Origin of the sequence: Streptomyces sp. NPDC002730 (assembly GCF_042888805.1) — a bacterium.
Classification (GTDB): Bacteria; Actinomycetota; Actinomycetes; order Streptomycetales; family Streptomycetaceae; genus Streptomyces.
Window position 1 is genome coordinate 87,987 of record NZ_JBIAQG010000005.1, and the last position, 25,000, is coordinate 112,986.

Genomic DNA, 25,000 nt, shown 5'->3' on the forward strand with positions numbered 1-25,000 from the left:
ACGTGGTGGCGCCGGGCTCGTCGCACAGCCCGGCGCCGGCGGACCGGCGCCGCGAGAGCTCGCGCACGTCCGGGCAACGTCGGTGCTACGTCCGGGCAACGGGCATGGGCGGCCCTGGCCGCTCATCGGGGCGGTGCCACCAGGCCCGTCTCGTAGGCGATGATCACGAGCTGGACCCGGTCGCGGGCGTCGAGCTTGGAGAGCAGCCGCGTCACATATGTCTTGGCAGTGGCGATGCTTATGCAGAGCCGGTCGGCGATCTCGGCGTTGGACATGCCGCTTCCGACGAGGGTCAGCACCTCGTGTTCCCGCGCGGTTATGCCGTCGACTTCCCGTCGTGGCGGGGCGGATACGGGAAGGGCCGCGAACTCCTTGATGAGGCACCTCTCCGCGATGACGGTCTTCCTGTGGCACCAGACCGCGATGATGGCGGTCACCGCGACCGGCCTGCTCGCGGGCACGGCGCTGCCCGGCCTGCACACCGTGCCCGACGGCCCCGGCCGGGTGCTCGCCAGGATCGCCTGGCTGCCGGTGTTCGCGGCGGCGCTGCTGGTGTGCTGGGCCGCGTTCCGTACGTACGAACAGCGGCGGCCCGACCAACGCGGCCGTACCAGGGTCGTACGCGAGCAGCGGCCCGCCCCGGCGACGGCCGAGCGGATAGTGGAAGACCACGGCATACAACGTCCCTGCGGAGTGAGCACGTGATCAGAGCCCGGCGGCCCGAAACCCTCGACGGGTACGGCGAGAACGTCCTTCGCGTCTGGTACGCGGCATACGGCTCCAACATGGATCTTGACCGGCTGAACGACTACCTCGCCGGTTGCCGGGACTCCCGCCCGCCCGCGCGTTCGGTGGCGGTCATGCTGCCGGGGCTGCTGTACTTCGCCACCGAGTCGCTGGTGTGGACCGGCGGCAGAGCGTTCTACGACCCCGAAGGCGGCGGCGAACTTCCCGCCCGTGCCTACTTGCTGACAGCCGCACAGTTCTCCGACATCGCAGCGCAGGAGATGTACCGGGAGCCGGGACCGGACCTCGATCTGACGGAGGTTCTCGGCCGGGGGCGCGCGGAGACGGGCCCCGGGCGGTACGAGACGCTGGTGTGCGCCGGTCTGCTGGACGGTTGTCCGGTGCTGACGTTCACGGCCCCGTGGGGCGTCGGAGACGTCGCGGTGAAACCACCCGCTGCGGCCTATCTGCGGCATCTCGTGGCGGGGGTCGTCGCGGCACACGGATGGAGTGCGCTGCGGGCTGCCGAGTATCTGGCGGGCTGCCCGGGGGCCGAGGGACAGTGGACGGCCGCGGAGATCGCGGCACTGGTCTCCGACGGCAGCGGGAACGAGAACAGGAGCGGGCGCGGGAACAGGAGCGGGCGCGGTTCGGCGTGAGCGCAGGCCGGGCGTTTCAGAGTTTCAGCAGGTCAGGCAGGTCGGCGAAGGAGTCGAGAACGTGGTGCGGTGTGCCGTCGGCCGCCGCGTGCGTCTCGGGCAGGTACTTGCCGGTCTTCACCAGCACGCCGGTGATTGCGCAGCGCTGGGCCGCCAGTACATCGGATTCGATGTCGTCGCCCACCATCACCGTCTCCGACGCGTCGGCGCCGAGGTGGGCCAGGGCGGTGGCGAAGAACGCCTCGGCCGGCTTGCCGGTGATCTCCGCCTCGACGCGGGCGGCCCGTTCCAGCCCCAGGAGGAACGCCCCGGTGTCGAGCTCGAGCCCGCCCGACGTACGCCAGTACAGATTCCGGTGCATCGCGACGAGCGGCGCACCGCGCTGCAGCTCACGGAAGGCACGGTTGAGGACCGGATAGGTGAATTCGTCGCCCGCACCGCCGAAGACCACCACGTCAGGGGCTGCGCCATCACCTTCCTCGACGAGCGTCACGCCCGCGAGATCGTCCCGTACGTCACCGGTGTTGATCAACAGGCAGCGGGCTTCCGGATAGTGCTCGCGCAGGTACGCGGCGGTGACGGCGGGTGCTGTGAGGATGTCGTCGACACCGACCGGAAAGCCCGCACCGGACAGCTTCGCGGCGATCGCGGCGCGGGTCCGTGAGGTGTTGTTGGTGACCAGCGCCAGGGGGAGTCCCGCGGCTCGGAGGCGTTTCATGGCCGCTACGGCGCCGGGCAGCGGCTTCCAGGACACGGTGAGCACGCCGTCGATATCGATCAGGGCCGCGCCGATTCGTTCCATACGGACGACCGTAGCCCCCGGACCACGCCAACCTCCTCAACAGTGGCAAATGGGGTTATTTTGAAAGAGGTGCGGGAGTGGTTCCTGTCTCCCCTGGGTTGGGGGTGAACCACTGTGCTGTTCACCGATCGCACGGACGCGGGACGGCGCCTGGCCGAAGCGCTACGTCACCTTCAGGAGGAGAAACCCGTCGTCCTGGGACTGCCCCGGGGCGGAGTCCCGGTGGCCTTCCAAGTGGCGCGGGCGCTCGGCGCCCCGCTCGATGTGATCGTGGTCCGCAAGCTCGGCGTCCCGTACCACCGGGAGCTGGCGTTCGGCGCCATCGGCGAAGGCGGAGTGCGGGTCATCAGCGACGACATCGTCCGCCGCGGCAGGCTCCGGCGCGAGGAGCTCGCATCGGTCGAGCACGCCGAGGAGGCGGAACTCGTGCGGCAGGCGCGGCGGTTCCGCGAGGACCGGCCGCGCGTGGCACTCGACGGCCGGACGGCGATCATCGTGGACGACGGGATCGCGACCGGTGCCACGGCGGCGGCCGCCTGCGAGGTCGTGCGGGCGCAGGGCGCGGGCCGTGTGGTGCTGGCCGTTCCGGTGGCGCCACCGGACGCCGCCGCCTGGCTGCGCACCAAGGCGGACGAAGTGGTGTGCCTCTCCACGCCGGCCATGTTCTCCGCCGTCGGCGAGTGGTACCAGGACTTCTCCCAGACCCCCGACGAAGAAGTCGTCTCGCTGCTCGCGCAGGCCGCGGACGTCGGGACCACGGAAGCCGAGGTCACCGGGGTCGAAGTGGACGCCGGCGGGGTCCGGCTGGCCGGGGACCTCACCCTTCCGGACGGTGCACAAACGGTGGTGATGTTCGCCCACGGCTCGGGCAGCAGCCGCCACAGCCCGCGCAACCGGCATGTGGCGACGGCCCTGAACCGGGCGGGTCTGGGCACCTTGCTCTTCGACCTGCTCACACCGGCGGAAGAAGCCGACCGGGCAAACGTCTTCGACATCGAAACCCTCGCCCAGCGGCTGGCGGACGCGACCCACTGGCTGCGGAGCCGCGAGTCTCTCCCGATCGGCTACTTCGGGGCGAGCACCGGAGCCGCGGCGGCACTGCGGGCCGCCGCTTCGGCCGACTCGGACATCGGTGCCGTGGTCTCCCGCGGCGGCCGGCCCGACCTCGCCGGACCGCACCTCGCGGACGTACGGGCGCCCACCCTGCTCATCGTGGGCGGCCACGACACATTGGTGCTCGATCTCAACCGGCACGCGCAGGCGGAGCTGCGCTGCGAGAACCGGCTCGAGATCGTCCCCGGCGCCACGCATCTCTTCGAGGAACCCGGGGCCCTGGACCAGGTCGCGGACCTCGCCCGCTCCTGGTTCGTCAGGCACTCGACAGGCTCTGACCGACCGTCATAGGGGGCAATACTCCTGCTGACGGAGCATGCCCCCGGCGTGACGGCGTGCGGCTCTGCTACCAGGATGCGCCCGCGACCTGCTTGGTGGTCGCGTTGAGGCGGTTGAAGAGATTGGTGACGCCGATCATCAGGATCAGCGCGGCGAGCTGCTGCTCGTCGTAGTGGTCGGCGGCGTCGTCCCAGATGGCGTCCGGTACCGGGTCGGAGCGGTCGCTGAGCCGGGTGGCGGCCTCGGTGAGCGCGAGAGCGGCGCGTTCGGCGTCGGTGAAGTACGGCGTCTCGCGCCAGGCCGCCACCGCGAACAGCCGCTCGTCCGTTTCGCCCGCCTTCCTGGCGCTGCGCACGCCCCCGTCGACGCAGACGCCGCAGCCGTTTATCTGGCTGGCGCGCAGGTGCACCAGCTCGAGCGTCGTCTCCGGCACGCCGCCCTTCCTCGTGGCCTTGAGCACGTTCAGGATGGCCGGCATGGCCTCGGGAATGACCACCGCGGGGTTGCTCATACGTGCTTCCATGATTGCTCTCCTCGTATCCGCCTGGTTTCGTTCTTCACTCCTCTGACGGATCTCGACGGAAGAATGTGACCGATGGACGAGAAAGATTTTCTGGCGGAGAGATTCGAAGCCGAGCGGCCCCGTCTGCGGGCGGTTGCCTACCGGATGCTCGGATCGCTCAGCGAGGCGGAAGACGCGGTCCAGGAAGCCTGGTTACGGCTCAGCCGCTCCGACACCGGCGACATCGGCAACCTCTCCGGATGGCTGACAACGGTCGTGGGACGGGTGTGCCTTGACATGCTGCGTATGCGCACATCACGGCGCGAGGACCCGCTGGACGTGTATGTGCCCGACCCGGTCGTCGGCCGCGCGGACACGGTCGACCCCGAACACGAGGCGCTGCAGGCCGACTCGGTCGGTCTCGCCCTGCTCGTGGTCCTCGACACGCTGGCCCCGGCCGAGCGGCTCGCCTTCGTCCTGCACGACATGTTCGCCGTTTCCTTCGACGAGATCGCCTCCATCGTGGAACGCACTCCGGCCGCGACGAGGCAGCTCGCCAGCCGCGCCCGCCGCCGGGTGCAGGGCGCGGCGCCGGTTGCCGACACCGATCTCGCCCGTCAGCGAGAGGTGGTCGACGCCTTCCTCGCCGCCTCGCGCGGCGGTGACTTCGAGGCGCTCCTCACGCTGCTGGACCCGGATGTGGTGCTCCGGGCCGACAGTGGTGCGGCGGCTGTGGGCGTGTCGAAGGTGGTTCGCGGTGCGCTGGCCGTGGTCGAGCAGGCGATCACGTTCTCGCGGTTCGCCCAGTACGCACAGCCGGCTCTGGTCAACGGAGCCGCGGGTATCGTCGCGGCTCCCGAGGGACAGCTGTTCTCGGTCATGGGCTTCACGCTCACGCACGGGAAGATCGTGGAAATCGACATCCTCGCCGACCCCGAGCGCCTCCGCCGGCTCGACCTCAGCGACCTCACCGACCTCAGCGGCCTCACCGACCAGGACGACCGCGGCGACCGCCACGACTGACGAACCGCGGTACGTGCCCGTCAGACCTCGGCGATCAGCGCGTACCGTTCGTCGGTCACCGGGCCGCCCCACAACTGCGGGTCACCGCTGAGCGGTTCGACGCGCACCTCCGTCACGAGTGGGCGTACGGCGGCGGCCAGTTCCGCCGCACCGATTCCACCGTTCCACGGCAGCGACGCGGCTTCCGGTACGTAGGGCACTCCCTTCTGCCCGGCCTCCCGCCACCGGCCCTCGACCAGCACCAGCCGGCCGCCGGGTCGCAAGCGGCTGACCCACTCGCGCAACGCGGCCTCGGGGTCGGGCAGCGTCCACACCAGGTGCCGGGAGAGGAGGACGTCGAAGCGCCGGTCGCCCGTCGGCGGTATCGCCGCGTCCCCGACCAGGAAACGGGCCGTAAGGCCGGCGGCCGCGAGCTTCGCACGCGCCTGGTCGACCATGCGTGGCGCCAGGTCGACGCCGGTCACCCGGTGTCCGGCCTCGGCGAGCAGCAGGGACAGGGAGCCGGTGCCGCAGCCGGCATCGAGAACGTCCACCGGGTCTGACGGCAGCCAGGAGCGCAGCAGCCGGTCCCATGCGGCACGCGTCAGTCCGGCGCGGAGTCCGTGGTCCGGTTCGTCGTCGAAGCCAGGCGCGGCGGCGTCCCAGTAGTCGGTGATCGCAGCAGTGGGGTCGGTCATGACACCGAGCTTCTCATCAGCGACTGACAACGGCCGCTCGCTTCGGACGTCTGCCGTCACCTCACGTCAGGGCGATGAACAGGCCGAGTGTCACCAAGGCGACGACGGCGCCGTACAGCGCGAGCGTCACGGAGCGCGCCTCGGCCGACGGGTCGCCGCCGCCGGCTCGGGAGAGGCCGAGGACAGAGGTCACGAGCAGGGCGAGCGCGGCCGCACAGAAGGCGGCGATCAAGGAGTCGATCATCTTGCGACAATCTCACGGGTCGTCAGATGTCGCATTTCGGCGATCGGCCGGTCCGGTGAGGCGGCGCTCGTCACGGCGAACGTCACGGCGAACGTCACAGCGGCCGCCACGGCGACCGTCACAGCGAACGTAACGGCCTCCGGCACGGCGCTCGTCAGCGACCGTCACGGCCGCTGCCCGAACTCCTTCAGCGCATCGGTGAGCCACTTCGTCCAGAACGTCTCCAGCTCGATGCCCCCGCGCAGCACCACATGCCGCAGCCTGTCCTGCTCACTCGACTGCCGCTCCGGCGGAAAGTCGCGCTCCTCGATCGCCGAGTACTCCTCCAACTGCCGCCGGTGCATGGCGAGATGACGTTCCAGCTCCGCCTCGAGCCCCTCGCTGCCGACCACGCCCGCCGCACGCAGCCGGAGCAGCAGCGGGTCGCGGGCGGGCTTCGGGTCCTCGGACCTGGCGACCCACGCCGTCAATTCCTCGCGGCCCGCGGGCAGGACCTCGTACTCCTTCTTCTGCCCGCGGGTCGGCTGCGCCGACGGCAGTGCGCGGATATGGCCCGCCTGCTCCAGTTTTCCCAGCTCGCGGTAGATCTGCTGGTGCGTGGCCGACCAGAAGTAGCCGATCGACTTGTCGAAGCGGCGGGTCAGCTCCAGCCCCGACGAGGGCTTTTCGAGCAGGGCCGTGAGGATCGCGTGCGGGAGGGACATGGCTCGATCCTAGGTACGCGGCGCCGGCGCCTCAGAGCGTGGCCGCGAGCCGTGTGCCCTGGTCGATGGCGCGCTTCGCGTCGAGCTCGGCCGCCACATCCGCCCCGCCGATGAGGTGCACGGAGTGGCCCGCGGCGCTCAGCTCCTCGTACAGCGCGCGCTGCGGCTCCTGTCCCGTGCACAGCACAACCGTGTCCACGGGGAGGACCCTGGCCGCGCCGTCGACGCTCACATGCAGGCCCTCGTCGTCGATCCGCTCGTACGTCGCCCCGGCGGTCATCTGGACCCCGCGGTGCTTGAGCTCCGTGCGGTGGATCCAGCCCGTCGTCTTGCCGAGACCCGCGCCGACCTTGCTGGCCTTGCGCTGGAGGAGGTGGACGGAGCGCGGCGGCGCGGGCCGCTCGGGGGCGGTCAGGCCGCCCGGCGCGCTGTAGTCGGTGTCCACGCCCCACTGGCGGAAGTACGTACCGGCGTCCAGGCTCGCGCCCTCCCCACCGTCGGTGAGGAACTCCGCCACGTCGAAGCCGATACCGCCCGCACCGATGACCGCGACGCGCTCGCCGACGGGCGCGCCGTCGCGCAGGACGTCGAGGTAGCTGAGGACGCTCGGGTGGTCGACGCCCGGGATCTCGGGGGTCCTGGGCGTGACTCCGGTGGCGACGACGATCTCGTCGTACGCGGCCGACGCGAGGTCGTCCGCGGTGACGCGGGTGCCCAACCGGATCTCCACGCCGTGCAGTTCGAGCTGCGTACGGAAGTACCGCAGCGTCTCGTTGAACTCTTCCTTGCCCGGGATCCGCTTGGCGATGTTCAGCTGGCCGCCGATCTCGTCCGCCGCGTCGAAGAGGGTCACCTCGTGTCCGCGCTCGGCCGTCGAGACGGCGCAGGCGAGCCCGGCGGGGCCGGCGCCGATCACGGCGACGCGCTTGCGCAGCCGGGTCGGCGAGAGGACGAGTTCGGTCTCGTGGCAGGCGCGCGGGTTGACCAGGCAGGAGGTGATCTTCCCGCTGAAGGTGTGGTCCAGGCAGGCCTGGTTGCAGCCGATGCAGGTGTTGATGGCCTCCGCGCGGTCCGCCTTCGCCTTGGCGACGAATTCGGGGTCGGCGAGGAACGGCCGGGCCAGCGACACCATGTCCGCGCGCCCCTCGGCGAGCAACTGCTCCGCGACCTCCGGGGTGTTGATGCGGTTGCTGGTGATCAGCGGGACGGAGACGGACCCCATCAGCTTCTTGGTCACCCAGGTATAGGCGCCGCGCGGCACCGAGGTCGCGATGGTCGGGATACGGGCCTCGTGCCAGCCGATCCCGGTGTTGATGATCGTCACACCGGCCGCCTCGATCTCCTTGGCGAGCGTGATCACCTCCTGCAGCGAGGAGCCGCCGGGCACCAGGTCCAGCATGGAGAGCCGGTAGATCAGGATGAAGTCCGGGCCGACGCGCTCACGGGTGCGGCGGACGATCTCCAGCGGGAGCCGTATCCGGTTCTCGTACGAGCCGCCCCAGCGGTCGGTGCGGTGGTTGGTGGCGCTCGCGATGAACTCGTTGATGAAGTAGCCCTCGGAGCCCATGATCTCGACGCCGTCGTACCCGGCGGACTTCGCCAGCTCTGCCGTCCGTACGAAGTCCTCGATGGTCTCCTCGACCTCGGCGTCGGTCAGGGCGTGCGGGACGAACGGGCTGATGGGGGCCTGGATGGCGCTCGGCGCGACCAGGTCCGCGTGGTACGCGTACCGGCCGAAGTGCAGGATCTGCATCGCGATCCTGCCGCCCTCCGCGTGCACGGCGGCGGTGACGGCCCGGTGCTGCTCCGCCTCGGCCTCGTTGGTGAGCTTGGCGCCGCCCTCGTACGGACGGCCCCGGTCGTTCGGGGCGATGCCGCCCGTGACGATGAGGCCGACGCCGCCGCGGGCACGGGCGGCGTAGAAGGCGGCCATCCGCTCGAAGCCGCGCTCGGCCTCCTCGAGGCCGACATGCATCGAGCCCATGAGGACCCGGTTGGGCAGCGTCGTGAACCCGAGGTCGAGCGGGCTCAGCAGATGGGGGTACGGGCTCAGCGGGCTCGGGGTCGGGCTCATCGGGGCGCCTCCTCGCGCAGGGTTCGTCAGCCCAGTTCTAGCGGGCCGCGAGCGATTATGCAACAAAGTGCAAAAGGGTTTCTGCCGGTGTTGCACAGGCTGCCGCCCAGCGGACCGGCCCGACCGGCGGGTCGTCCTTTGTCCTGACGGTCCGACAAATGTGCTGATCAGTCGTACGGGTGAAACTGGGCGCCGGTCCGGGCTTCGCGGACATAACGTGCCCCTGTGGCGGGATATGGACAGTTGAGCGCACTGGGGATCGCAGCGATTCTCGGCTCGCAGGGGATCGGGGTCGGGGTCGGGGCCGGGATCGCCGACCAGGTGCCGGGTGTGACCGATGTGTCGGTGTCCGTATCGATATCGGTGTCCGTATCGGTGTCGATCTACTTCGACGACTGCACGCCGGCCCCGACACCGACTCCGACCGTTCCGCCGACACCCCCACCACCCGTGCCGCCGGCACCCTCACCGCCCGTGCCGCCGGCACCCTCACCGCCCGGCACTCCACCGACCAGTACACCGCCGCCGCCCGAACCGGAGCCGCCCGCGCCCGGCCCGACCGTGACGCGTCCGGTCGTGCCCCCGCCGCCCTCGACGCCACCGCCCCCTCCGGCGCCGACCGCGGCACTGCCTCCGGCGCCGCAGCCCCCGGAGCCCGCACCCAAGACGTCTTCCGCACCCCCGCGCGCTCCCGTCGCCGGTAGGGGGCCCGAGCGGCCGCGCGCCCTCGCCGTACGCAACCACCGCCGGGCGGCCGGAAAACGGGCCGCCACCAAGACGCCGCTGGTGATCCTGATTCTGGTGATCACCACTCCGGCCGTGCTCGCGGCAGCGGTGCTACGGCCCCGCTCACGGTCCGCCGCGTCCCGGAGCGGCCGCGCCTGACCACGCACCGCCTTCGCCCTCGCCCCCCACCCGATCGGAGAACCCTCATGTCGGAATGGCTGGTCCTGACCGGCGCGATGGCCGCCGCCTGCGCCGTCGTCCTTGTCATCACGGTGCTCAGGCAGCGCAGGCTCAGCAAGGCCGAGGACACGGAGGAGAACGATCCCGCCGAAACCCCCGACGTCCTCGAGTACATGACGATGATGGTCGGCGTCGTGTACGCGATCGTGCTCGGTCTGGCCATCGCGGGCGTCTGGGAGGCGCGCGGCGCCGCGCAGGACGACGTACGCCGCGAGGCACAGGCGCTGCACGAGATCACTCAGCGGGCGCAGGTCTATCCGGCCGGCGTGCAGGACAAGCTCCGCAGCGACATCGACCGTTACGTCTCCCATGTCGTCGACCAGGAATGGCCGCGGATGATCGACAACAACGAGCTCTCCGGCCGGGGCGCGGAGCTGCTCGGCGTCGTACGCGCGGACATCGCCGAGCGGAAGCCGGCCAATGAGCTGGAGGCGCAGGCGTACCAGCCGCTCATCGATCAGATCGCCATTGCCGACGACGCGCGCAACGCCCGCGCGCAGAACGCCGGGGAGACACTGCCGGGCGTCGTGTGGTTCGGCCTGATCACGGGGGCGCTGGTCACGGTCGGCCTGATCTTCGCGCTGCAGATCGGCGGCACACCGCGGGAACTGCTGCTCGCCGGGCTGTTCAGCGCCCTGATCGCGTTTCTCCTCTTCCTGGTCTGGGACTTCGACGCTCCGTTCGGGCGGTCGGGCCAGGACTCGGCGGACGCCTTCCAGCAGCTGTTCACGAGCGCGACGGGGCGGAGCTGAGCCGAGCCGAGCCGGACTGCCCGGCAGCCGCACGGTGCCGACCACGAACAGAAAGCCCAGGCACGGGGTGCTGCTCGCCGTCACCCCGGCTCACTTCTGCGCGTGCTCCCCCACGTAGAAGAGGATCCACACGAAGCCGGCGAAGAGGTGAGTGGCGAAGACATAGACGAAGACACGCAGAGCGACGCCCCGCTCCTTCCAGCTTTCGCTCTCGCTCTCGCTCACCGCAGTCCTCCAGCCGGTCGGTACCTCGAGTGGTCCCCGTACCAGGGTACGAGCACCCGGAATAGAGGGCGGGGGGCGCGAGCTCGCCGGACTGATGACCGCGGGTGCGCCTGCCGGCGCAGCTGTCGGAGTGCCCGCCCGTGCGCCGAACGGCCCCTCATCGCTGACACAGTTTGTCTGATTTTGCGTAGGCTTTACACAGGGCTACGTACCGGAGGTGGCAGGTATGGCAGACGCGGGCAGGATCGTCGTGGGCGTGGACGGCTCCGCGCCGTCGATCAGGGCGCTGCGCTGGGCCGTACGGCAGTCCGAGCTGACCGGCGACCCGGTCGAGGCCGTGATCAGCTGGGAGTACCCGGCGGCGGGCTGGGCGTCGATGGTGCCCGGCGTGTCCCCGGATTTCGACCCGGAGGCACTGGCGACCCAGATCCTCGCCGACTCGCTGAAGGAGACCCTCGGCGCGGAGAGGGCCGCCGCCATCACCCAGAAGGTCATGATCGGGAACGCCGCACAGGCCCTGATCGAACAGGCCGACGGCGCCTCGCTGCTGGTGGTCGGCCACCGCGGCTACAGCGGCTTCAAGGCGACGCTGCTCGGCTCGGTCGGCCTGCACGTCACCCAGCACGCGCCGTGCTCGGTGGTCGTGGTGCGGGGCGAGCCGGACTCCGGGACGGACTGAGGCCGGGGAGCCGCGGCACGGGCCGGAGTCCGGGCCTCGCGCTACCGCCCCTCTCGTCCGGTCGACCGGCGGCTTCGACGACCGCTCCGACGAGGACCGCGAGCCGCACGGGCGAGACAGTGCGCCGCCGCCTCACCCTCGAACCGCCGGGCCCGCAGCTGGTTCAGAGTGAGATGGAGGGCGGCGGCGACCGCCGTCACAGCGCCACCACATCGGCGACGACACAGGCGACGTTGTCGGGGCCGCCCGCGCCGTGGGCGAGCGCCACCAGTTCGCGGACGGCCTCGTCCGGGTCGGCGATCACGCCGACGGTCCGCCGCACATCCTCGTCCCGCACCGCCGTGAACAGGCCGTCGGAGCAGAGGAGATAACGATCGCCGGCGCGCGCCTCGTGCAGCTTCAGATCGGGACGGGCGAGCCCTTCACTCCCGTCCAGCGCCCGCAGCAGCATCGCCCGCTGAGGGTGGGATGCCGCCTCCTCGGGGCTGAGGCCGCCCTCATCGACCATCGACTGCACGACGGTGTGGTCGTGCGTGATCTGGAAGAACTCACCGTCGCGCAGCAGATAGGCGCGAGTGTCGCCGATATGGACGAGCGCCAGCTGCGAGCCGGTCCACACCATCGCGGTCAGCGTCGTACCGGAGTCGGCGAAGCCGTTCACGGCGGCGTTGGCCCGATGGACGGCGTCCTCAAGGGCGTTGAGCAGATCTCCGACCCGGGAGGACGCGGGCCCCCCGGCCTCCGGCCCCCCGGACTCCAGGGGCTTGAGCGCATCGATCGCCGCCGCACTGGCGGGCGCGCCCTCGTCCCCGAAGCCGTCGGCGACGGCAAACACCCGGGAACCGGCGTACGCGGCATCCTGGTTGGTCTCCCGGACGAGGCCGCGGTCCGACCGTGCGGCGTAGCGGATCCCCAGAGGCGTGCTGAGCTGAGACATCGTGTCGGTGTCCTTCCCTGACAGCTGGTCGACGAGGAAGGCCGCCAGATCACGCCGCGCGGAGGTCTCCGCCTCCACCTGTGCCCAGTACGCCCGGATGTCCCGGGCGGCCGCGGCCGTGTCCGACGCGCACAGGTCGCAGACGTCCCGGACTCGGGCCAGCGGCATCCCGATCCGCCGCAGCCACGCCACCAGCCGGGCCCGCTCCAGCTGCGTCTCGTCGTAGTACCGGTATCCGGTGAACGAGTCGACGCGGGCCGGCGGCAGCAGCCCCAGCTCGTCATAACGGCGCAGCGCCTTCGCGGACAGCCGGGAAGCGCGGGCGAACGCCCCGATCGTCAGCAATCCCATGCTTTCCTCCTCGTACCAGGCACTTCGCCCGGCCCCACCGATGCTGGGGCTTCCCCGAGGGAGAAGGTCAAGGCAGAGGCTCACGGTAGACAGCACACACGCGCCGCGCGGCCGCCGGATCTGAGCCGACGGCCGCGCGGCGCGCAGCAAGGACGGGATAGGAGGTAAGAGGACTGGGGTTCTGCCGGTCCTACTCCCGCTCGTAGAAGATGTAGAAGGCGGTGATGGCCACCCCCGCGCCGATCGCCAGCGCGATGGCCGACGACCTGAGCACACTCCCCCCGGCGAGGCTGATCAGGTAGCCCATGGATACGGCGCACAGCGCCCCGTACGCGGCTGCGCGCAGTTCGCGCGGGAGCGACTGCTGGAACCTGCCCAGCGTGTACGCGAGCGCCGCGAAGGCCACGCCGGCGACCACGCCGAGTACGACGTCACCGCCCGTGATGGCCCCGCCGTTGCGCTGGACGAACGCCGCGTAGAAGCCGTAGACCACGCCCAGGGTGGCGGGCATCGCCCAGCCGAGAGAACCGTGGTGCCGTGCGGGCACCGCTGCATGTGCGGCCATGAGAGCTCCTTCCCTCTCGTCCCCCGCGTCCTCCTCTCAGAGCACACCCGCACCTGCCGCCTGGCAAGTCGGAAGACCGCCCCGGATTCGGCGGACCGGGTCGGCGGGCCCATTCGGCGGACCGGGCCGGAAGGCGCTGAACCTCCGGCCCCCGGTCGGCGGCGCACCGCTCGCGCCCGCGCCGCCGCCCGCGTTCCCTTGAGGAGTGCGGAGCTTCCTCTCAACGGCGTCAGCGCTGCTGATCGTCCTCGTCGCCGTCCTGACTCCGCTGAGCGCGCTCGCCGTCTGGGTCGACCGGGAGATCGGCGACACCGACAGCTACGTCGCCACGATGGAGCCTCTCGCCTCGGACTCCCGTGTGCAGAACGCCGTCGCCGTCCGGATCACCGACGAGGTCAAGAAGAGGATCGACGCCTACCCGTTCCAGGAGAGCGTCGAGAGCCTGGTGCGGGACGCCGTGCTCTCCTTCGCCGGCACCGCCGCCTTCAAGACCGTCTGGAACACCGTCAACCGCGCCGCCCACACCGCCGTCGAAGACGCTCTGGCCGAGGGCGGCGACAGTGCGGTCAGCATCGATCTGGCGCCCGTCACCGAGCGGGTGAAGCAACAGCTCGCCGACGAGAACGTGCCGTTCGTGGACCAGATCCCCGTCGAGCACACCCGGATCACGATCCTGGAGTCGGGCAAACTCGGCACGGTGCGCGACGTCTTCCACGGGCTGCGGATCGCCGGGCTGTGGCTGCCGTTGGCGACGGTGCTGATCGCAGCGGGCGGGGTGCTTCTCGCCGTACGCAGAATGCGCGCCCTCGTCGGACTCGGCCTCGCGCTCGCGGCGGGCGCGGTGCTGCTGCGCATCGCGGTCTCGGTCTGGCGCGGGCTCGCCCTCGACGATCTGCCGCCGGATGTGGACCGCCCGGCGGCGGCCGCGGTGTACGACGCGCTGACGGCGACGCTGCGCACGGCGGCGTGGTGGGTCCTGGCGGCCGGGCTCGCGCTGGCGCTGGCGGCCTGGCTGGCGGACCGCCGCCGCCCCGCCCGAGCGGCACGGGCGGCACGAGTGGCACGAGCGGCCTGAGCCCATCGGGCCCGCCAGGGTCCTCGGATGGGTGTCCACGCCGGGCGCGACAAGCCGCGGGCGGGAAAACTGCAGGCTGGAGGTGAGCCATGGAACGCCTGGAAGCGGACGTGTGCGTGGTAGGTGCGGGTTTCGCGGGTCTGGCCGCCGCGCGGGAACTGGCACACGCCGGCCGCGACGTGGTGGTGCTCGAGGCCCGGGACCGGGTCGGTGGGCGAGTGTGGAACCGGGAGATGCCGGACGGCACGGTCGTCTCGGCGGGCGGCACCTGGCTGGGCAAGGGCCAGGACCGGATGTTCCAGCTCTGCCGGGAGCTGGGCATGGAGGTGTACCCCCAGTACGAGCAGGGGGATCAGGTCCTGCGCCTGAACGGCGTCAACCACCGCTACCGGGGGTTGATCCCCAAGATCGGACCGGTGGCGGTCGCCTCCTTGGGCCTCGCGTTCATGCGCCTGAACCAGATGGCGCGGCGGCTTCCGGCCGACGCGCCCTGGCAGGCCCGGGGCGCCCGCAGGCTGGACGCCCGCACGCTCGGGGAGTGGATCTCCCAGCCGCACAACGTGCCGTCGGACAAGGCCCGCATCCTTCTCACGTCATCGATGAACCTGCTGTTCTGCGCCGATCCGGCGGAAGTTTCGCTGCTGGGGGCGCTGGTCCTGGCCCGTGGCGGCGGCAGCTTCAACTACTACACCGACAGCCGGAAGACCGAGACCCACCTGGTGGACGGCGGGGCGCCGGAGCTGGCCCGGCGGATCGCCGAGCGGCTGGGTGAGGCGGTGCACCTGTCGTCCCCGGTGCGGCAGATCACGTACAACGGCACCGATGTGCAGGTCCACTCCGACGCGCTCACCGTGCGGGCGCGGCGGGTGATCGTGGCGACCCCGCCCGTGCTGGCCGGCCGGATCGCCTTCGACCCGCCGCTGCCCCCCGACCACAGCCATCTGCGGCAGCGGCTGGCGCCCGGCGCGATCATCCGGGTGCTCACCACATACCCGGAGCCGTTCTGGCGGGAGCAGCACCTGTCGGGACAGACGCTGGCACCCCAGTCACCGGTCGCGGTCACCATCGACCAGACGCCGCGCTCGGGCCGGCCGGGGGTGCTCAGCAGCTACGCGTTCGGACCCGGCGCCGTGCAGTTGGGCCGCCTGGAGCCCAAGGAGCGGCGGGACGTGTGGCTGAACGCGCTCGCCGAGCGGTTCGGCCCGCAGGCTCACACCCCCAGTGGCTACTTGGAAACCGACTGGTCCGCCGAGCCGTGGTCGCTGGGCGGGATGGTGGGCTACTTCCCCACGGGCGTACTGACCAACTACGGCCCGGCACTGCGCCGGCCGGTGGGCCGGATCCACTGGGCGAGCACGGAGACGGCAACGCTGATGCACGGGCTGATGGAGGGGGCCGTGCGCTCGGGCGAGCGGGCGGCCGACGAGGTGCTGGCAGCCCTCTGATCGCGCGCCCGGCGCCGGGCTTGTCGGCGCCGGGCTTGTCGGCGCCGGTGCCGGGACTGCCGAGCAGGATGATGTCGTCCGCAGCGGGAATGCCGTCGTCGTGTTGGGCCGCCGCGCTCCACGAGGAGACCGGGCATGGGCCGGCTCCGATCGCCGCGTTGGCAGACGGCTGGGTCCGCCGCACGGACCGGACCCGGCAAGAGGGTGTCGGCGACGCTCAAGGTGCCGGCCCCAGGCCTTGGCCTCGGGTCAGGCGGGCCGCTCGGGTGAGGCGATCGCCCTCGCCGCCTTCACCTCCTGACGCAGCGGCGCCAGCACCCCCTGCTCGTCGCCCTCCAGTTCCGCCCGCACCTCCACCAGGACCACGTTCGACCGCAGCCCCTCCGACAGCTCCTGCAGCTGATGCTCGATGGCCGCCACCTCGACCGGCGTCGGCGGCTCCGCCCCGTGGTCGACCCGGACCCGCGCCGCCGTCGTCGCGTCCACGATCCGTTCGACCGCGACGACCAGCGGCCACCACGCCGCCGCCCGCGCCCCCACCGGCGGCGGTTCGGTCAGGGCCCGCTGGAACTCCGACCGTACGGACGACAGATCGCGATAGATCCGGCGGCGCCTGCGCACCCTCTCCCCCTGATCCTCGTCCGCCCCGAACGCGCGCCCCACATAGCGCGCGGTGTCCTCCACCGCCGTCGCCAGCCGGTCGCCGATCCGGGTGTGCCAGCTCTCCGGCCAGAGGAGATAGCCCGCCACCAGCGCGATCGCGCAGCCGATGAGGCTGTCCACCAGGCGCGGCACGACGAGGTTGAAGCCCTGGTGGTTGAGGACGTCGGAGAGCAGCAGGATCACGGGTGTGATGGCTGCCGTCTGGAAGGCGTACCCCTTCGCGGAGAACGCGGGGATGAGCGCCGCGAGCACCATCATCACCGGTACGTCCCACCAGCCGCGCGGCACCTGTGAGAGCACCGCCGCCGCGGTGACCAGGCCCGCCGCCGTGCCGAGCGCGCGCAGCACCGCGCGGGAGAAGACCGAGCCGAAGTCCGGCTTGAGGACGAAGGTGACGGTGAGCCCGACCCAGTACGAGCGGGACACGGGCACCAGGGACACCAGGGACTGGGCCAGCCCGATGCAGAGCGCGAGCCGCAGCCCGTACCGCCAGGACGGCTCGGAGAGCAGCACATTGCGGGCCGCACGCCGGGCCCGGACGCGCAGCGCCGCGGGCCGGCCCAGCCGGTCGTCCACGTTGTACGGGTCGGCGTCGGTCTTGTGCACGACGGCGGCCGCGTACCGCAGCGCGGCGTCGACAGCGCGGTCGGCCGGGCCCTCCGGCTCGGGCAGCACCAGCTCCGGGGCCTCGCTGCGGCCCTCGGCGACCGCGTCCGCCAAATCCCTTACGGCGGCGGCGATTTCGGGCCGCCGGGAGGCCCGGCCGTACCGATGCGCCGCCGCGCCGCCCTCGACCAGCGGGATGAGCGCATTGAGCTGGGCGAGCAGCCGAACCATCGGGCTGCTGCGCCCGTGGTCCCGGGCCCGGCGGGCAAGGATCAGGTCGTAGGAGGCGTTGAGTGACTGGGTGACGGCCTGGCGCTTTTCGTCGTACGCCGCGGTGCCCGCCGTCGCGAAGAGTTCGGCGACGCTTTCGTAGGCCGCGGCGACCGCGGCCCGTTCCGGCTCCCGGCCGCGCAACGGCCAGGCCAGCAGCGTCAGTACAAGGACGAAGAGCCCGCCGAGGCTCAGCAGCAGCGGGGGCTTCCACCACGGCTCCGGCATCGGCAGCCCGGCGCCCACCACCGCGTTGAGCAGAAGCAGCAGCCCGGACACGGACGCCACCGCGCCGATCGACGAGATCATCCCGGAGACCAGCGCGACGAAGGTCAGCGCGACAACCGCGAGCCAGCCCTCTCCGTACACGAGGGTGCCGAGGGTGACGCCGACCGCGCCGAAGAGCTGCGGGACGGCGATGTTGAAGATGCGCATCCGGTAGGAGTCGGCGGTGTCGCCGATGACGCCCGAGAGTGCGCCCATCGACACCAGCGCGCCGTACATGGGCTGCCCGGCGGCGAGCCCGACCGCGAGCGGCGCGGACAGCGCGACGGCGGCGCGGGCGACGGCGGCCCAGGGTATGGGCGCGGTCTGCGGCAGCAGGCCCTTCAGCAGCCAGTCGGGCGGCGTCAGCCGACCCGCCCGCGTCCCTGGCCCGCCCTTGTCTTCGCCCATGGTCATCAAAAGACCCCGAAGAGGCCGTCCGGCGCAACTCTTCCGCACGATGGCCGGGCCTCTGCACGGCGGCCGGGCCGGGCGGTCAGCCGCGGTAGTCCTCCACCTCGTCGGCGGGCCGGACCCTGGCCGTGTCCGGGTCGTCGCCGAACTCCGATTTGGCGCGGCGCCGGCGCAACAGGTCCCAGCACTGGTCGAGCTTGACCTCGATGGCGTGCAGCCTGGCCTGTTCGTCGGCGTCGAGACCGAGCTGCCGGCCGGAGCGCTCGCGCAGGGAGCGTTCCTCCGCGACGAGTGCGGCGATGCTGCCGAGTATCTGGTCGTTGTCCATGACACCTGCTCTCGGAGGACGAGTCTCAGAGGACGAAGACGGTCTTGCCGCGCGCGCCGCCCGCCCGACTCTGCGCGAGCGCTTCCGGAGCCTTCTCGAGCGGGAATTCGGCGTCGACCGGCGCCTTCAGTGAACCGTCGGCGACTGCCGCGGCGAGGATGTCGAGCAGCGCCGCCGAGGCGTTCAGCCGGAAGTCGGCGCCCTCGACACCGGCCGGGAGCCGCGCGGGTCCGGCGGCGAAACGAGTGGTGAGGGCCCGGCCTCCGGGACGTACGAAGGCGGCGTTCGCGGCGAAGGAGGCCGGGTCGCCGGAGCCCAGGTCGACCAGGGCGTCGACGCCGTCCGGGCACGCGTCCCGTACCGCGGCCGCCAGATCGTGCGCGGTGGTGTCGACGGTGACGGTGGCACCGAGCGCGCTCATCCGCCGCTGTTCGTCGCCGCGCACAGCCGCCAGCACCCGTACGCCACACGCCGCGGCCAATTGCGTCAGATAGCTGCCGACGCCGCCCGCCGCGCCGACGACCAGGAGGCTCTGCCCGACCCCTACGCCCACCGCCTCAAGGATCTGCGCGGCGGTCATCCCGGAGGTGGGCAGCAGCGCCGCGGTCTTCATCGGCAGTCCGTCCGGTACGAAGGCGATGGGGGCGTCCTGCGGCATGGTCACGTACTCCGCGTACGTCCCGGTCCCGACGGGCGGGCGCGCGGCCTGCCCGAAGACGGCGTCGCCCACCCGGAAACGACTGTCGCCGGGGCCCACGACATCCACCTTGCCCGCGAAGTCCACGCCCATGACCAGCGGGAACACATGCTGTGCCCGGCCCTGAAGCATTCCGTCGGCGGCCTGCCAGTCGTACGGGTTGAGCGCCGCGTACTCGACCTTCACCAGCACCTCGCCCACGCCGGGCTCCGGCTTGGGAATCTGGATCAGTTCGGGCTCGGCCTTGAACGCCTTGACGGCGACAGCGCGCATCGGGAACGCCTCCTGATGGACGGCCCCCCGGTATCACCACGTCCCCACTCTCACCCGGGCGGCCGATCAGCGCACGTCGTGCAGTTCGAGCTGGACGAGCAGCGACCGGTGGTCGGTGTCGGCCAGGTCCAGGAAGCGGGCCTTGCCCACCGAGAAGTCCTCGCTGATCAGCACATGGTCGATCTGGGCGCCCAGCGGCCGGCGGACGGCGGACGGCCAGGACGGGGTGCGGGCCGCGCCCACGAGGGTGGCGCTGTCGCGCAGATCTCCGGCGTCGAGGATCCGGCGGAAGGTGGCGTGGTCCTGGGTGGCGTTGAAGTCACCGGCGACGAGGGCCGGCCGTCCCTTCACCCCGGCGGCGTACGTACGCAGCAGGCCGAGCTCCCGCTGCCAGTCGGCGACGCCGCTGGGGATGGGCGGCAGCGGGTGGGCGAGCTGGAGGTTCACGGTGCGGTCGCCGACGACGGCGACCGCACCGGGCATGGCGAGCGTGCCGTCGACGCCCGGAGCGGCGCGCAGCGGGAGCTTGCTGAGGATGGCCGAGCCACTGGCCGCGTAGCCCTCGACGACCTTGCGGTACGGATAGTCGCCGCGGGAGACCCTCGCCGCGAGCGCGTCCGTGCAGCTGGGATCGCATTCCTGGACGAACACCAGGTCGGGCCGCTCGCGGCGGACGGCGGCCAGCAGTCCCTCGGTGGCGTTGCCGAACTCGACGTTGGACGTGAGCACTTCGAGGCGGGCGACGACGGGCCCCGGCGGATCGTCGGTCAGCCCGGTGTCGTACGGCCTGACGAACCAGCCGGTGACGGCGAGCACCGCGGCCGCCCAGACCATGCCGGTGCGCCACCGCGCGAGGAGGGCCAGCAGCAGGGCGGCCCCGGCCGGCAGCAGCAGCCAGGGCAGGAAGGCGAGCAGCTGCGGCACCGGGGTGATGCCGTCGGTGTCCGCGACGCGGCAGCCGGCCACCGCGCTCGGAACGATCAGCAGCAGGGCCGCCAGCCACGCGGCGGCGCGCCGTGCGCCGGAGGGGCGGAAGGGGGCGTCCGGCTCGGCGGCCGGAGCCGCCGTCGAGATGGCGCTGTCCAAACCGGCCTCCGGGCGCGGGATGTTCCGACGGTCGAGTCACTCCACTCATCAAGGACGTCAGTCTCGGCGACTTTGTTGCGGCTGTCGCGGCGATTCGCCGCAAGTCACCTGGGGACCTCGGGTCGCTCCGACTTCCTGGACTGCTCGGACTTCCTGGACTGCTCGAGCTTCCTGGGCTGCTCGAGCTTCCTGGGCTGCTCGGGGGCGTACTGGCGCAGCGCGTTGATCAGCAGCTCGAGCCCGAAGGTGAACTCCGCCTCGTGGTCGATCACCGCCAGCTTCGGCGCGAGCTTCGCCACCGCCGCGAAGCCCGAGCCCTCGAGATACGCCGCGCGCTCCCGTACGTCCGACTCCTCCTCCCCCTTGAAGCCGGGCGAATGGAACTCCCGCAGCAGCGAGCCGACCTGGAAGGCGATGAGCAGCCGCAGGGCATGCACGGCGGCTGCCTCGTCGAAGCCGTGGTCGAGCAGGACGGAGAGCGCGCAGTTGATCGTCGGGAGCGCTCCGGGGGAGGAGAGCTGGCGGGTGAGAACCAGCTCGCAGGCGCGCGGGTGACGCAGTGACGAGCGACGGAAGGCGTACGCGACCGAGCGGATGCCTTCCTCCCAGCCGCCGGGGGACCGCCGGGACAGCTGCATGTCCGTGGTGATGAACTCCGTGACCCCGTCGAGTACGTCCGCCTTGCCGCCCACATGGTTGTAGAGCGACATCGCCTGGACGCCGAGGGTGGCGGCGATCCGGCGCATGGAGAGCGCGTCCACACCCTCGTTGTCGATGATCCGGAGCGCGGCGCTGACGATCCGTTCGCGGGACAACGGCTCGCGGGATGACGGCCGGTGGGCCGATGTGCCGCGCTCCGTGGGTTGTTGACGGGTTCTTCCGTCAGACATCGGGGGGCTCCTGAGTGGGTTTCGCGGACTCTTGCCGTACTCCTTGACGACTTACAGCGTAAGTGCTTCGCTCGGTCCCGTACTTACGGCGTAAGTACGGGATATCCGGCCTGGGGGGCGCCCGCAAGATGACGAAGGAAGCGCGTGAGGCTCTCGTCCTCGAGCACAGGGAGAGCGAGAACCGGCACGAGTTCGGCGACACGCTGAGGACCTTCAGTCATCCGCGGTACGCGATCCTCGCCACCGGCCAGTTCTTCGACGGGCACAACGGCGAGCTGTACGGCTTCCCGCCCGCCGGACGCGCCTTACGCTGACGGATACCGGCGATGTCCCTCTTCGAGGACGAGCAACTGGTCTGCGAGCGCGTCTGCTTCGACACCGCGACGATCCTCACCCAGCTCGGCCTCGCGACGACCCTTCCCCTCCCCGCGTAGCCGGAGCCTCGCATGTCTCAGCCCATCGTCCACCACCTCGACTGCGCCCCGATGCACCCGGTCGGCGGCGCCCCACTGGTCGCCCACTGCCTGCTGGTGGTGACGGGCAGCGGCCTCGTGCTGGTCGACACGGGTCTGGGCGCCGCGGATGTCTCGGACCCGCGGCGGCTCGGGCCGTTCTTCCGGCGGACCATGCGGCCGACGCTTGATCTGTCGCGTACGGCGGTCCACCAGATCCGGGCGCTGGGCTACGACCCGTACGACGTACAGGACATCGTCATCACCCATCTCGACCAGGACCACGCCGGAGGTCTCGCGGACTTCCCCGACGCGCGGGTCCATGTGATGGCCGACGAGTACCGGGCGGCGATGCGCCGCGAGACACGTCTCGACTCCAGTCGCTATGTCCCGGCCCAGTGGGCGCACGGTCCGCAGTGGGTCGTCCACGACACGGCGGACTCCAACTGGCACGGCTTCGCCGCGGCACGGGTGCTGCGCTCGCCGGACATCCTGATGGTGCCGCTGCCGGGGCACACCCGGGGGCACTGCGCGGTGGCCGTGCAGGAGCCGGCGCGGTGGCTGCTGCACGCGGGCGACGCGTACTTCTTCCACGGCGAGATCGACCAGCGCCGGCCTCGCTGCCCGCGCGCGACGGCGCTGCATCAGCGGCTGGTCGCGGAGAACCACGCCGAGCGGCTGACGCAACTGGAGCGGCTGCGGGAGCTGCGGCGTGCGGACCCGAGACTGATCCGGATCTTCTCGTCGCACGACGCGCACGAGTTCGCGCAGTTCGGCGCAGAAAGGCTCGGTCGTGTGCACTGATGCGGGCGCGCGGGCCGATCCGGTCGCCGTCCTTGGGCAGCCACGTACCGTCCGCGTACACCGCGGCGGGCACGGACTTGTCGGACGGCGGCTCAGGTGAGGAAGGTCGCGACGGTCTGGGTGAAGCAGACTGGGTCGTCAAGCCATGGGAAGTGGCCGGCACCCGGCTGGACGGCCAGTTCAGCATGGGGAAACAACTTCGCGATGTCAGCGGCGACACGGGGGCGCGGGCCGCTGTCCAGTTCACCTGCGAGTACCAGCACCGGCGCGTCCAAGCAGGCGATGGCAGCGAGGGCTACGGCGGGGTCGAAGGCGCCGGACGATGCGTAGACGTCCGCTGCCAGCTCGTTGGTCTGCTCGACGTCGGCAGCGGCATGCGCCTGGGCCGCGGCGTCCCAACGGCCGTAGAAGAACGGGGCGGCAGCGTCAAAGTCGGCGTCGGTAGGGGATCCGAACCAGACGGCTTCATAGGCATCGCGGGCCGCCTCGAACCACGACTCGCCCGCGCGCAACGCGACTACCTCCCGCCGGTGCTCTTCGGTGAAGTCGACACCGAGGGCGCGAGCGCGGGCTGTGATCAAGCTGAGGGTACGGATGCGCTGCGGGTATCGGGCCGCGTAGAGGATGGCTAGATCGCCGCTCGCCGAGTGCGCGAGAACATCGACACTGTCCCACCCAAAGTGATCTCGAAGGGCCTCGACGTCGTCGACCTGCCGGTCACAGCGGTATGTGGCCGGATCCCCGGGGATGCCAGAGTCGCCGGTGCCACGCAGGTCGAGCATGACCAGCTGCCGCCGCCTCGACAGTCCACCGAGTTCTCCGAAGTAAGCGGACGCGCGCATCGGTCCACCCGGCAGGCAGAGCAGCGGCTCGCCTTCACCCATGACGTGATAGGCGAGTTCTGTCCCGTCGGCAGCGGTGAGCGTAGGCATGGCGCAATCCTCATGGACCGGCGACGACCACAGCAAGCAGTTTGTGCCCGCGCCAGCAAAGACCGCAGAGACAGCCCCTGGTCGTCTTTCATCGTTTTGCTGGCTTCCAGCGCACGCTGGATCTGCTGGCTGGCGCGGGCCGGCTGAAGTGGGACGGGACGCTCAGCTCAGGGCCTTGCCCACCTCGTAGATGGTTGGCCGTTCCCCGGGCGCGGGGCTGAGCATCGCCTCGATCAACCCGCCGAGCTCACCGGGCACGGTCACGGGCCGACGCTTGCCGGTCGCGACTGCCTGTCGCTGCACAGGGCGCGGTGCGTCGTCGGGGTACTCGACCGCCCGCCACCCTGTGGCGGAGATGAGCAGGGACGCGCCGAGGGCGTAGATGTCAGCGGCTTGCGTCGGTTCCGCCTCTCCGATGGCGAGCACGCTGCGTGAGATTTCCGGTGCCTCGTAGTGGACGAGGCAGCCGCGGAACGGGAAGTCGTACCCCTCAGGCACGTGCCCACCACGGGCCAGGGCGAGGTCGATGAGGTGCGTCCGCTCCGGGCCGACGATGAAGTGAGCCGGTTGCACATCCCCGTGGGCCCAGCCTTTGGCGTGGAGTTCGGCCAGGGCCTCGACGCAGCCCAGGGCCACGCTGGTGTGCGGTTCGATCGACGAGCCCTCGGCACGGCATGGTTCCCACAGCCGGTACAGGTCGGGACCCTCGTGCCATGGCTGGATGTTCCACGTCCCTCGCTCCCACTCGCCGTAGGCGATCTCCTGAGAGCCGAGGCGGTGAAGAACAGCACGCTCCACTCGCCGGGGAGCTGGCTTTCGACAGCAACTGGTTCACCGACGCCGCCGCCTCCTACACAGTGGCTGCCTCAGCGAGCAAAGACGCTGGCGCCTTCGACCTCTGGGCTTGCGCACTGGTGAGGCATGCGTATGTGGACGTGTATGAACACCGCTATCGCGAAGCCGCTGACACCCTCTCAGCCGCCGCGCAAGTGGCGAGGCGAGGCGACAGCTCGCTGTCAACCCGGCACTGGGTCGCTTCAGTGCAGGCAGAGGCCCATGCGGGCATGGGGGACCTCTCCGCGTGCGAGCTTGCGCTGGACGAGGCGGAACAGGTTCGGCACCTGACCGAAGGCAGCAACAACGGCGGCTGGCTGCGCTTCGACGGGACACGGTTGGCCGAGGAACGAGGAGCCAGGTACGTACAGCTCGGCCGACTTGACCTGGCTGAGCAAGCCCTGCAGTCCGCGTTGAAGCAAGGCGCACTCGCCGAAGGACATTCATTCCGCCGCCGGGGAGTCGTCCTGACTGACCTCGCAGCGATCGGCGCGAAGCGACACGACCCCGATCACGTCATCGCCTTCGGACGCGAGGCCCTGAAACTCGCCCAAGAAACCTCGTCGGGCTACCTGGCTCGTAGACTCCACGGCCTGAGAGCTGAGTTCGGATCGCTCAGCCGCAACGCGCGAGTAGCGGCGCTGGACGCTGAGATCAGCGCGCTGAAGACGACGTGACAGGAGGGGTAC

Annotated in this window: 25 protein-coding genes and 4 pseudogenes; 12 read left to right on the forward strand and 17 right to left on the reverse strand. The window is 71.1% G+C overall.

Annotated elements, in window-relative coordinates:
- Window positions 1-122 precede the first annotated feature (122 nt).
- Window positions 123-386, reverse strand: a pseudogene (locus ACFYXH_RS14020) (response regulator transcription factor); the annotation flags it as partial.
- On the opposite strand from ACFYXH_RS14020, the pseudogene ACFYXH_RS14025 reads away from it, so the two are divergent.
- Both ACFYXH_RS14025 and ACFYXH_RS14030 read left to right on the forward strand, forming a co-directional pair.
- Window positions 382-705, forward strand: a pseudogene (locus ACFYXH_RS14025) (hypothetical protein); the annotation flags it as partial. The pseudogenes ACFYXH_RS14020 and ACFYXH_RS14025 sit on opposite strands and share 5 nt — an antisense overlap.
- Window positions 702-1,385 (forward strand): histone deacetylase, encoded by a 684-nt coding sequence (locus ACFYXH_RS14030; RefSeq protein WP_389562401.1) that lies wholly within the window; start codon window positions 702-704, stop codon window positions 1,383-1,385. The pseudogene ACFYXH_RS14025 and the gene ACFYXH_RS14030, both read left to right, overlap by 4 nt.
- A gap of 16 nt (window positions 1,386-1,401) precedes the next feature.
- Here ACFYXH_RS14030 and ACFYXH_RS14035 read toward each other — a convergent pair whose 3' ends face one another.
- A complete protein-coding gene (locus tag ACFYXH_RS14035; protein WP_389562403.1) occupies window positions 1,402-2,187 on the reverse strand; it encodes an HAD-IIA family hydrolase in 786 nt (261 codons plus the stop codon).
- 114 nt (window positions 2,188-2,301) lie between these two features.
- On the opposite strand from ACFYXH_RS14035, the gene ACFYXH_RS14040 reads away from it, so the two are divergent.
- Entirely contained in the window at window positions 2,302-3,591 is a 1,290-nt protein-coding gene (locus tag ACFYXH_RS14040; RefSeq protein WP_389562405.1) for an alpha/beta family hydrolase, read from the forward strand.
- A 55-nt stretch (window positions 3,592-3,646) separates the two neighbouring features.
- Here ACFYXH_RS14040 and ACFYXH_RS14045 read toward each other — a convergent pair whose 3' ends face one another.
- Window positions 3,647-4,102, reverse strand: a complete 456-nt coding sequence (locus ACFYXH_RS14045; RefSeq protein ID WP_327324942.1) for a carboxymuconolactone decarboxylase family protein — start codon at window positions 4,100-4,102, stop codon at window positions 3,647-3,649.
- Between the two features lie 72 nt (window positions 4,103-4,174).
- Here ACFYXH_RS14045 and sigJ point away from each other — a divergent pair, with 72 nt between their 5' ends.
- Complete coding sequence (gene sigJ / locus ACFYXH_RS14050) at window positions 4,175-5,104, forward strand: RNA polymerase sigma factor SigJ (protein WP_389562407.1); 930 nt, start codon at window positions 4,175-4,177, stop codon at window positions 5,102-5,104.
- Between the two features lie 20 nt (window positions 5,105-5,124).
- On the opposite strand, the gene ACFYXH_RS14055 is transcribed toward sigJ, so the two are convergent.
- From ACFYXH_RS14055 to ACFYXH_RS14070, 4 genes are all read right to left on the reverse strand, one after another.
- Window positions 5,125-5,781, reverse strand: a complete 657-nt coding sequence (locus ACFYXH_RS14055) for a class I SAM-dependent methyltransferase (RefSeq protein WP_389562408.1) — start codon at window positions 5,779-5,781, stop codon at window positions 5,125-5,127.
- Between the two features lie 61 nt (window positions 5,782-5,842).
- Window positions 5,843-6,025: a hypothetical protein gene (locus ACFYXH_RS14060; protein WP_327324939.1), complete on the reverse strand. Its 183-nt coding sequence runs from the start codon at window positions 6,023-6,025 to the stop codon at window positions 5,843-5,845.
- A gap of 164 nt (window positions 6,026-6,189) precedes the next feature.
- Window positions 6,190-6,729 (reverse strand): PadR family transcriptional regulator, encoded by a 540-nt coding sequence (locus ACFYXH_RS14065; protein WP_389562410.1) that lies wholly within the window; start codon window positions 6,727-6,729, stop codon window positions 6,190-6,192.
- A 31-nt stretch (window positions 6,730-6,760) separates the two neighbouring features.
- Window positions 6,761-8,803 carry an FAD-dependent oxidoreductase gene (locus ACFYXH_RS14070; protein WP_389562412.1) on the reverse strand — a complete coding sequence of 681 codons (2,043 nt, stop codon included), beginning with the start codon at window positions 8,801-8,803 and terminating at the stop codon, window positions 6,761-6,763.
- A gap of 225 nt (window positions 8,804-9,028) precedes the next feature.
- Between ACFYXH_RS14070 and ACFYXH_RS14075 the strand changes: the two genes are divergently transcribed.
- Window positions 9,029-9,688 (forward strand): hypothetical protein, encoded by a 660-nt coding sequence (locus ACFYXH_RS14075; protein WP_389562414.1) that lies wholly within the window; start codon window positions 9,029-9,031, stop codon window positions 9,686-9,688.
- A 47-nt stretch (window positions 9,689-9,735) separates the two neighbouring features.
- Complete coding sequence (locus tag ACFYXH_RS14080) at window positions 9,736-10,521, forward strand: hypothetical protein (RefSeq protein ID WP_389562415.1); 786 nt, start codon at window positions 9,736-9,738, stop codon at window positions 10,519-10,521.
- Window positions 10,522-10,611: 90 nt separating this feature from the next.
- Here the strand turns inward: ACFYXH_RS14080 and ACFYXH_RS14085 are convergent, their stop codons facing one another.
- Window positions 10,612-10,746: a DUF6126 family protein gene (locus ACFYXH_RS14085; RefSeq protein ID WP_362677602.1), complete on the reverse strand. Its 135-nt coding sequence runs from the start codon at window positions 10,744-10,746 to the stop codon at window positions 10,612-10,614.
- Window positions 10,747-10,972: 226 nt separating this feature from the next.
- Here ACFYXH_RS14085 and ACFYXH_RS14090 point away from each other — a divergent pair, with 226 nt between their 5' ends.
- Window positions 10,973-11,425, forward strand: coding sequence for a universal stress protein (locus tag ACFYXH_RS14090; RefSeq protein WP_389562417.1), 453 nt, complete (start codon window positions 10,973-10,975; stop codon window positions 11,423-11,425).
- A gap of 196 nt (window positions 11,426-11,621) precedes the next feature.
- On the opposite strand, the gene ACFYXH_RS14095 is transcribed toward ACFYXH_RS14090, so the two are convergent.
- A complete protein-coding gene (locus tag ACFYXH_RS14095; RefSeq protein WP_389562419.1) occupies window positions 11,622-12,713 on the reverse strand; it encodes a MerR family transcriptional regulator in 1,092 nt (363 codons plus the stop codon).
- 190 nt (window positions 12,714-12,903) lie between these two features.
- Window positions 12,904-13,278, reverse strand: coding sequence for a hypothetical protein (locus ACFYXH_RS14100; protein WP_389562420.1), 375 nt, complete (start codon window positions 13,276-13,278; stop codon window positions 12,904-12,906).
- Between the two features lie 205 nt (window positions 13,279-13,483).
- Between ACFYXH_RS14100 and ACFYXH_RS14105 the strand changes: the two genes are divergently transcribed.
- Both ACFYXH_RS14105 and ACFYXH_RS14110 read left to right on the forward strand, forming a co-directional pair.
- The gene (locus ACFYXH_RS14105; protein ID WP_389562422.1) at window positions 13,484-14,353 is read left to right on the forward strand and encodes a hypothetical protein; all 870 of its coding nucleotides are present in this window, start codon (window positions 13,484-13,486) and stop codon (window positions 14,351-14,353) included.
- An 89-nt stretch (window positions 14,354-14,442) separates the two neighbouring features.
- On the forward strand, window positions 14,443-15,798 hold the full coding sequence (locus tag ACFYXH_RS14110) for a flavin monoamine oxidase family protein (protein WP_389562424.1): 1,356 nt from the start codon (window positions 14,443-14,445) through the stop codon (window positions 15,796-15,798).
- Window positions 15,799-16,047: 249 nt separating this feature from the next.
- Here ACFYXH_RS14110 and ACFYXH_RS14115 read toward each other — a convergent pair whose 3' ends face one another.
- The 5 genes from ACFYXH_RS14115 to ACFYXH_RS14135 form a co-directional block, all read right to left on the reverse strand.
- On the reverse strand, window positions 16,048-18,018 hold the full coding sequence (locus ACFYXH_RS14115; protein WP_389562425.1) for an FUSC family protein: 1,971 nt from the start codon (window positions 18,016-18,018) through the stop codon (window positions 16,048-16,050).
- Between the two features lie 79 nt (window positions 18,019-18,097).
- The gene (locus ACFYXH_RS14120) at window positions 18,098-18,343 is read right to left on the reverse strand and encodes a DUF2630 family protein (RefSeq protein ID WP_389562427.1); all 246 of its coding nucleotides are present in this window, start codon (window positions 18,341-18,343) and stop codon (window positions 18,098-18,100) included.
- A gap of 25 nt (window positions 18,344-18,368) precedes the next feature.
- Window positions 18,369-19,313, reverse strand: a complete 945-nt coding sequence (locus tag ACFYXH_RS14125; protein ID WP_389562429.1) for an NADP-dependent oxidoreductase — start codon at window positions 19,311-19,313, stop codon at window positions 18,369-18,371.
- A gap of 66 nt (window positions 19,314-19,379) precedes the next feature.
- Window positions 19,380-20,399, reverse strand: coding sequence for an endonuclease/exonuclease/phosphatase family protein (locus tag ACFYXH_RS14130; RefSeq protein ID WP_389562431.1), 1,020 nt, complete (start codon window positions 20,397-20,399; stop codon window positions 19,380-19,382).
- A 104-nt stretch (window positions 20,400-20,503) separates the two neighbouring features.
- Window positions 20,504-21,289: a TetR/AcrR family transcriptional regulator C-terminal domain-containing protein gene (locus ACFYXH_RS14135; protein WP_389562433.1), complete on the reverse strand. Its 786-nt coding sequence runs from the start codon at window positions 21,287-21,289 to the stop codon at window positions 20,504-20,506.
- 128 nt (window positions 21,290-21,417) lie between these two features.
- On the opposite strand from ACFYXH_RS14135, the gene ACFYXH_RS14140 reads away from it, so the two are divergent.
- The gene (locus tag ACFYXH_RS14140) at window positions 21,418-21,603 is read left to right on the forward strand and encodes a hypothetical protein (protein ID WP_389562434.1); all 186 of its coding nucleotides are present in this window, start codon (window positions 21,418-21,420) and stop codon (window positions 21,601-21,603) included.
- 132 nt (window positions 21,604-21,735) lie between these two features.
- On the forward strand, window positions 21,736-22,545 hold the full coding sequence (locus tag ACFYXH_RS14145) for an MBL fold metallo-hydrolase (RefSeq protein WP_389562436.1): 810 nt from the start codon (window positions 21,736-21,738) through the stop codon (window positions 22,543-22,545).
- Between the two features lie 92 nt (window positions 22,546-22,637).
- On the opposite strand, the gene ACFYXH_RS14150 is transcribed toward ACFYXH_RS14145, so the two are convergent.
- Both ACFYXH_RS14150 and ACFYXH_RS14155 read right to left on the reverse strand, forming a co-directional pair.
- On the reverse strand, window positions 22,638-23,477 hold the full coding sequence (locus tag ACFYXH_RS14150; protein WP_389562438.1) for an alpha/beta fold hydrolase: 840 nt from the start codon (window positions 23,475-23,477) through the stop codon (window positions 22,638-22,640).
- 162 nt (window positions 23,478-23,639) lie between these two features.
- Window positions 23,640-24,287, reverse strand: a pseudogene (locus tag ACFYXH_RS14155) (protein kinase); the annotation flags it as partial.
- Between ACFYXH_RS14155 and ACFYXH_RS14160 the strand changes: the two are divergent.
- Window positions 24,275-24,988: pseudogene (locus tag ACFYXH_RS14160) on the forward strand (transcriptional regulator); the annotation flags it as partial. The pseudogenes ACFYXH_RS14155 and ACFYXH_RS14160 sit on opposite strands and share 13 nt — an antisense overlap.
- Between the last annotated feature and the right edge of the window lie 12 nt (window positions 24,989-25,000).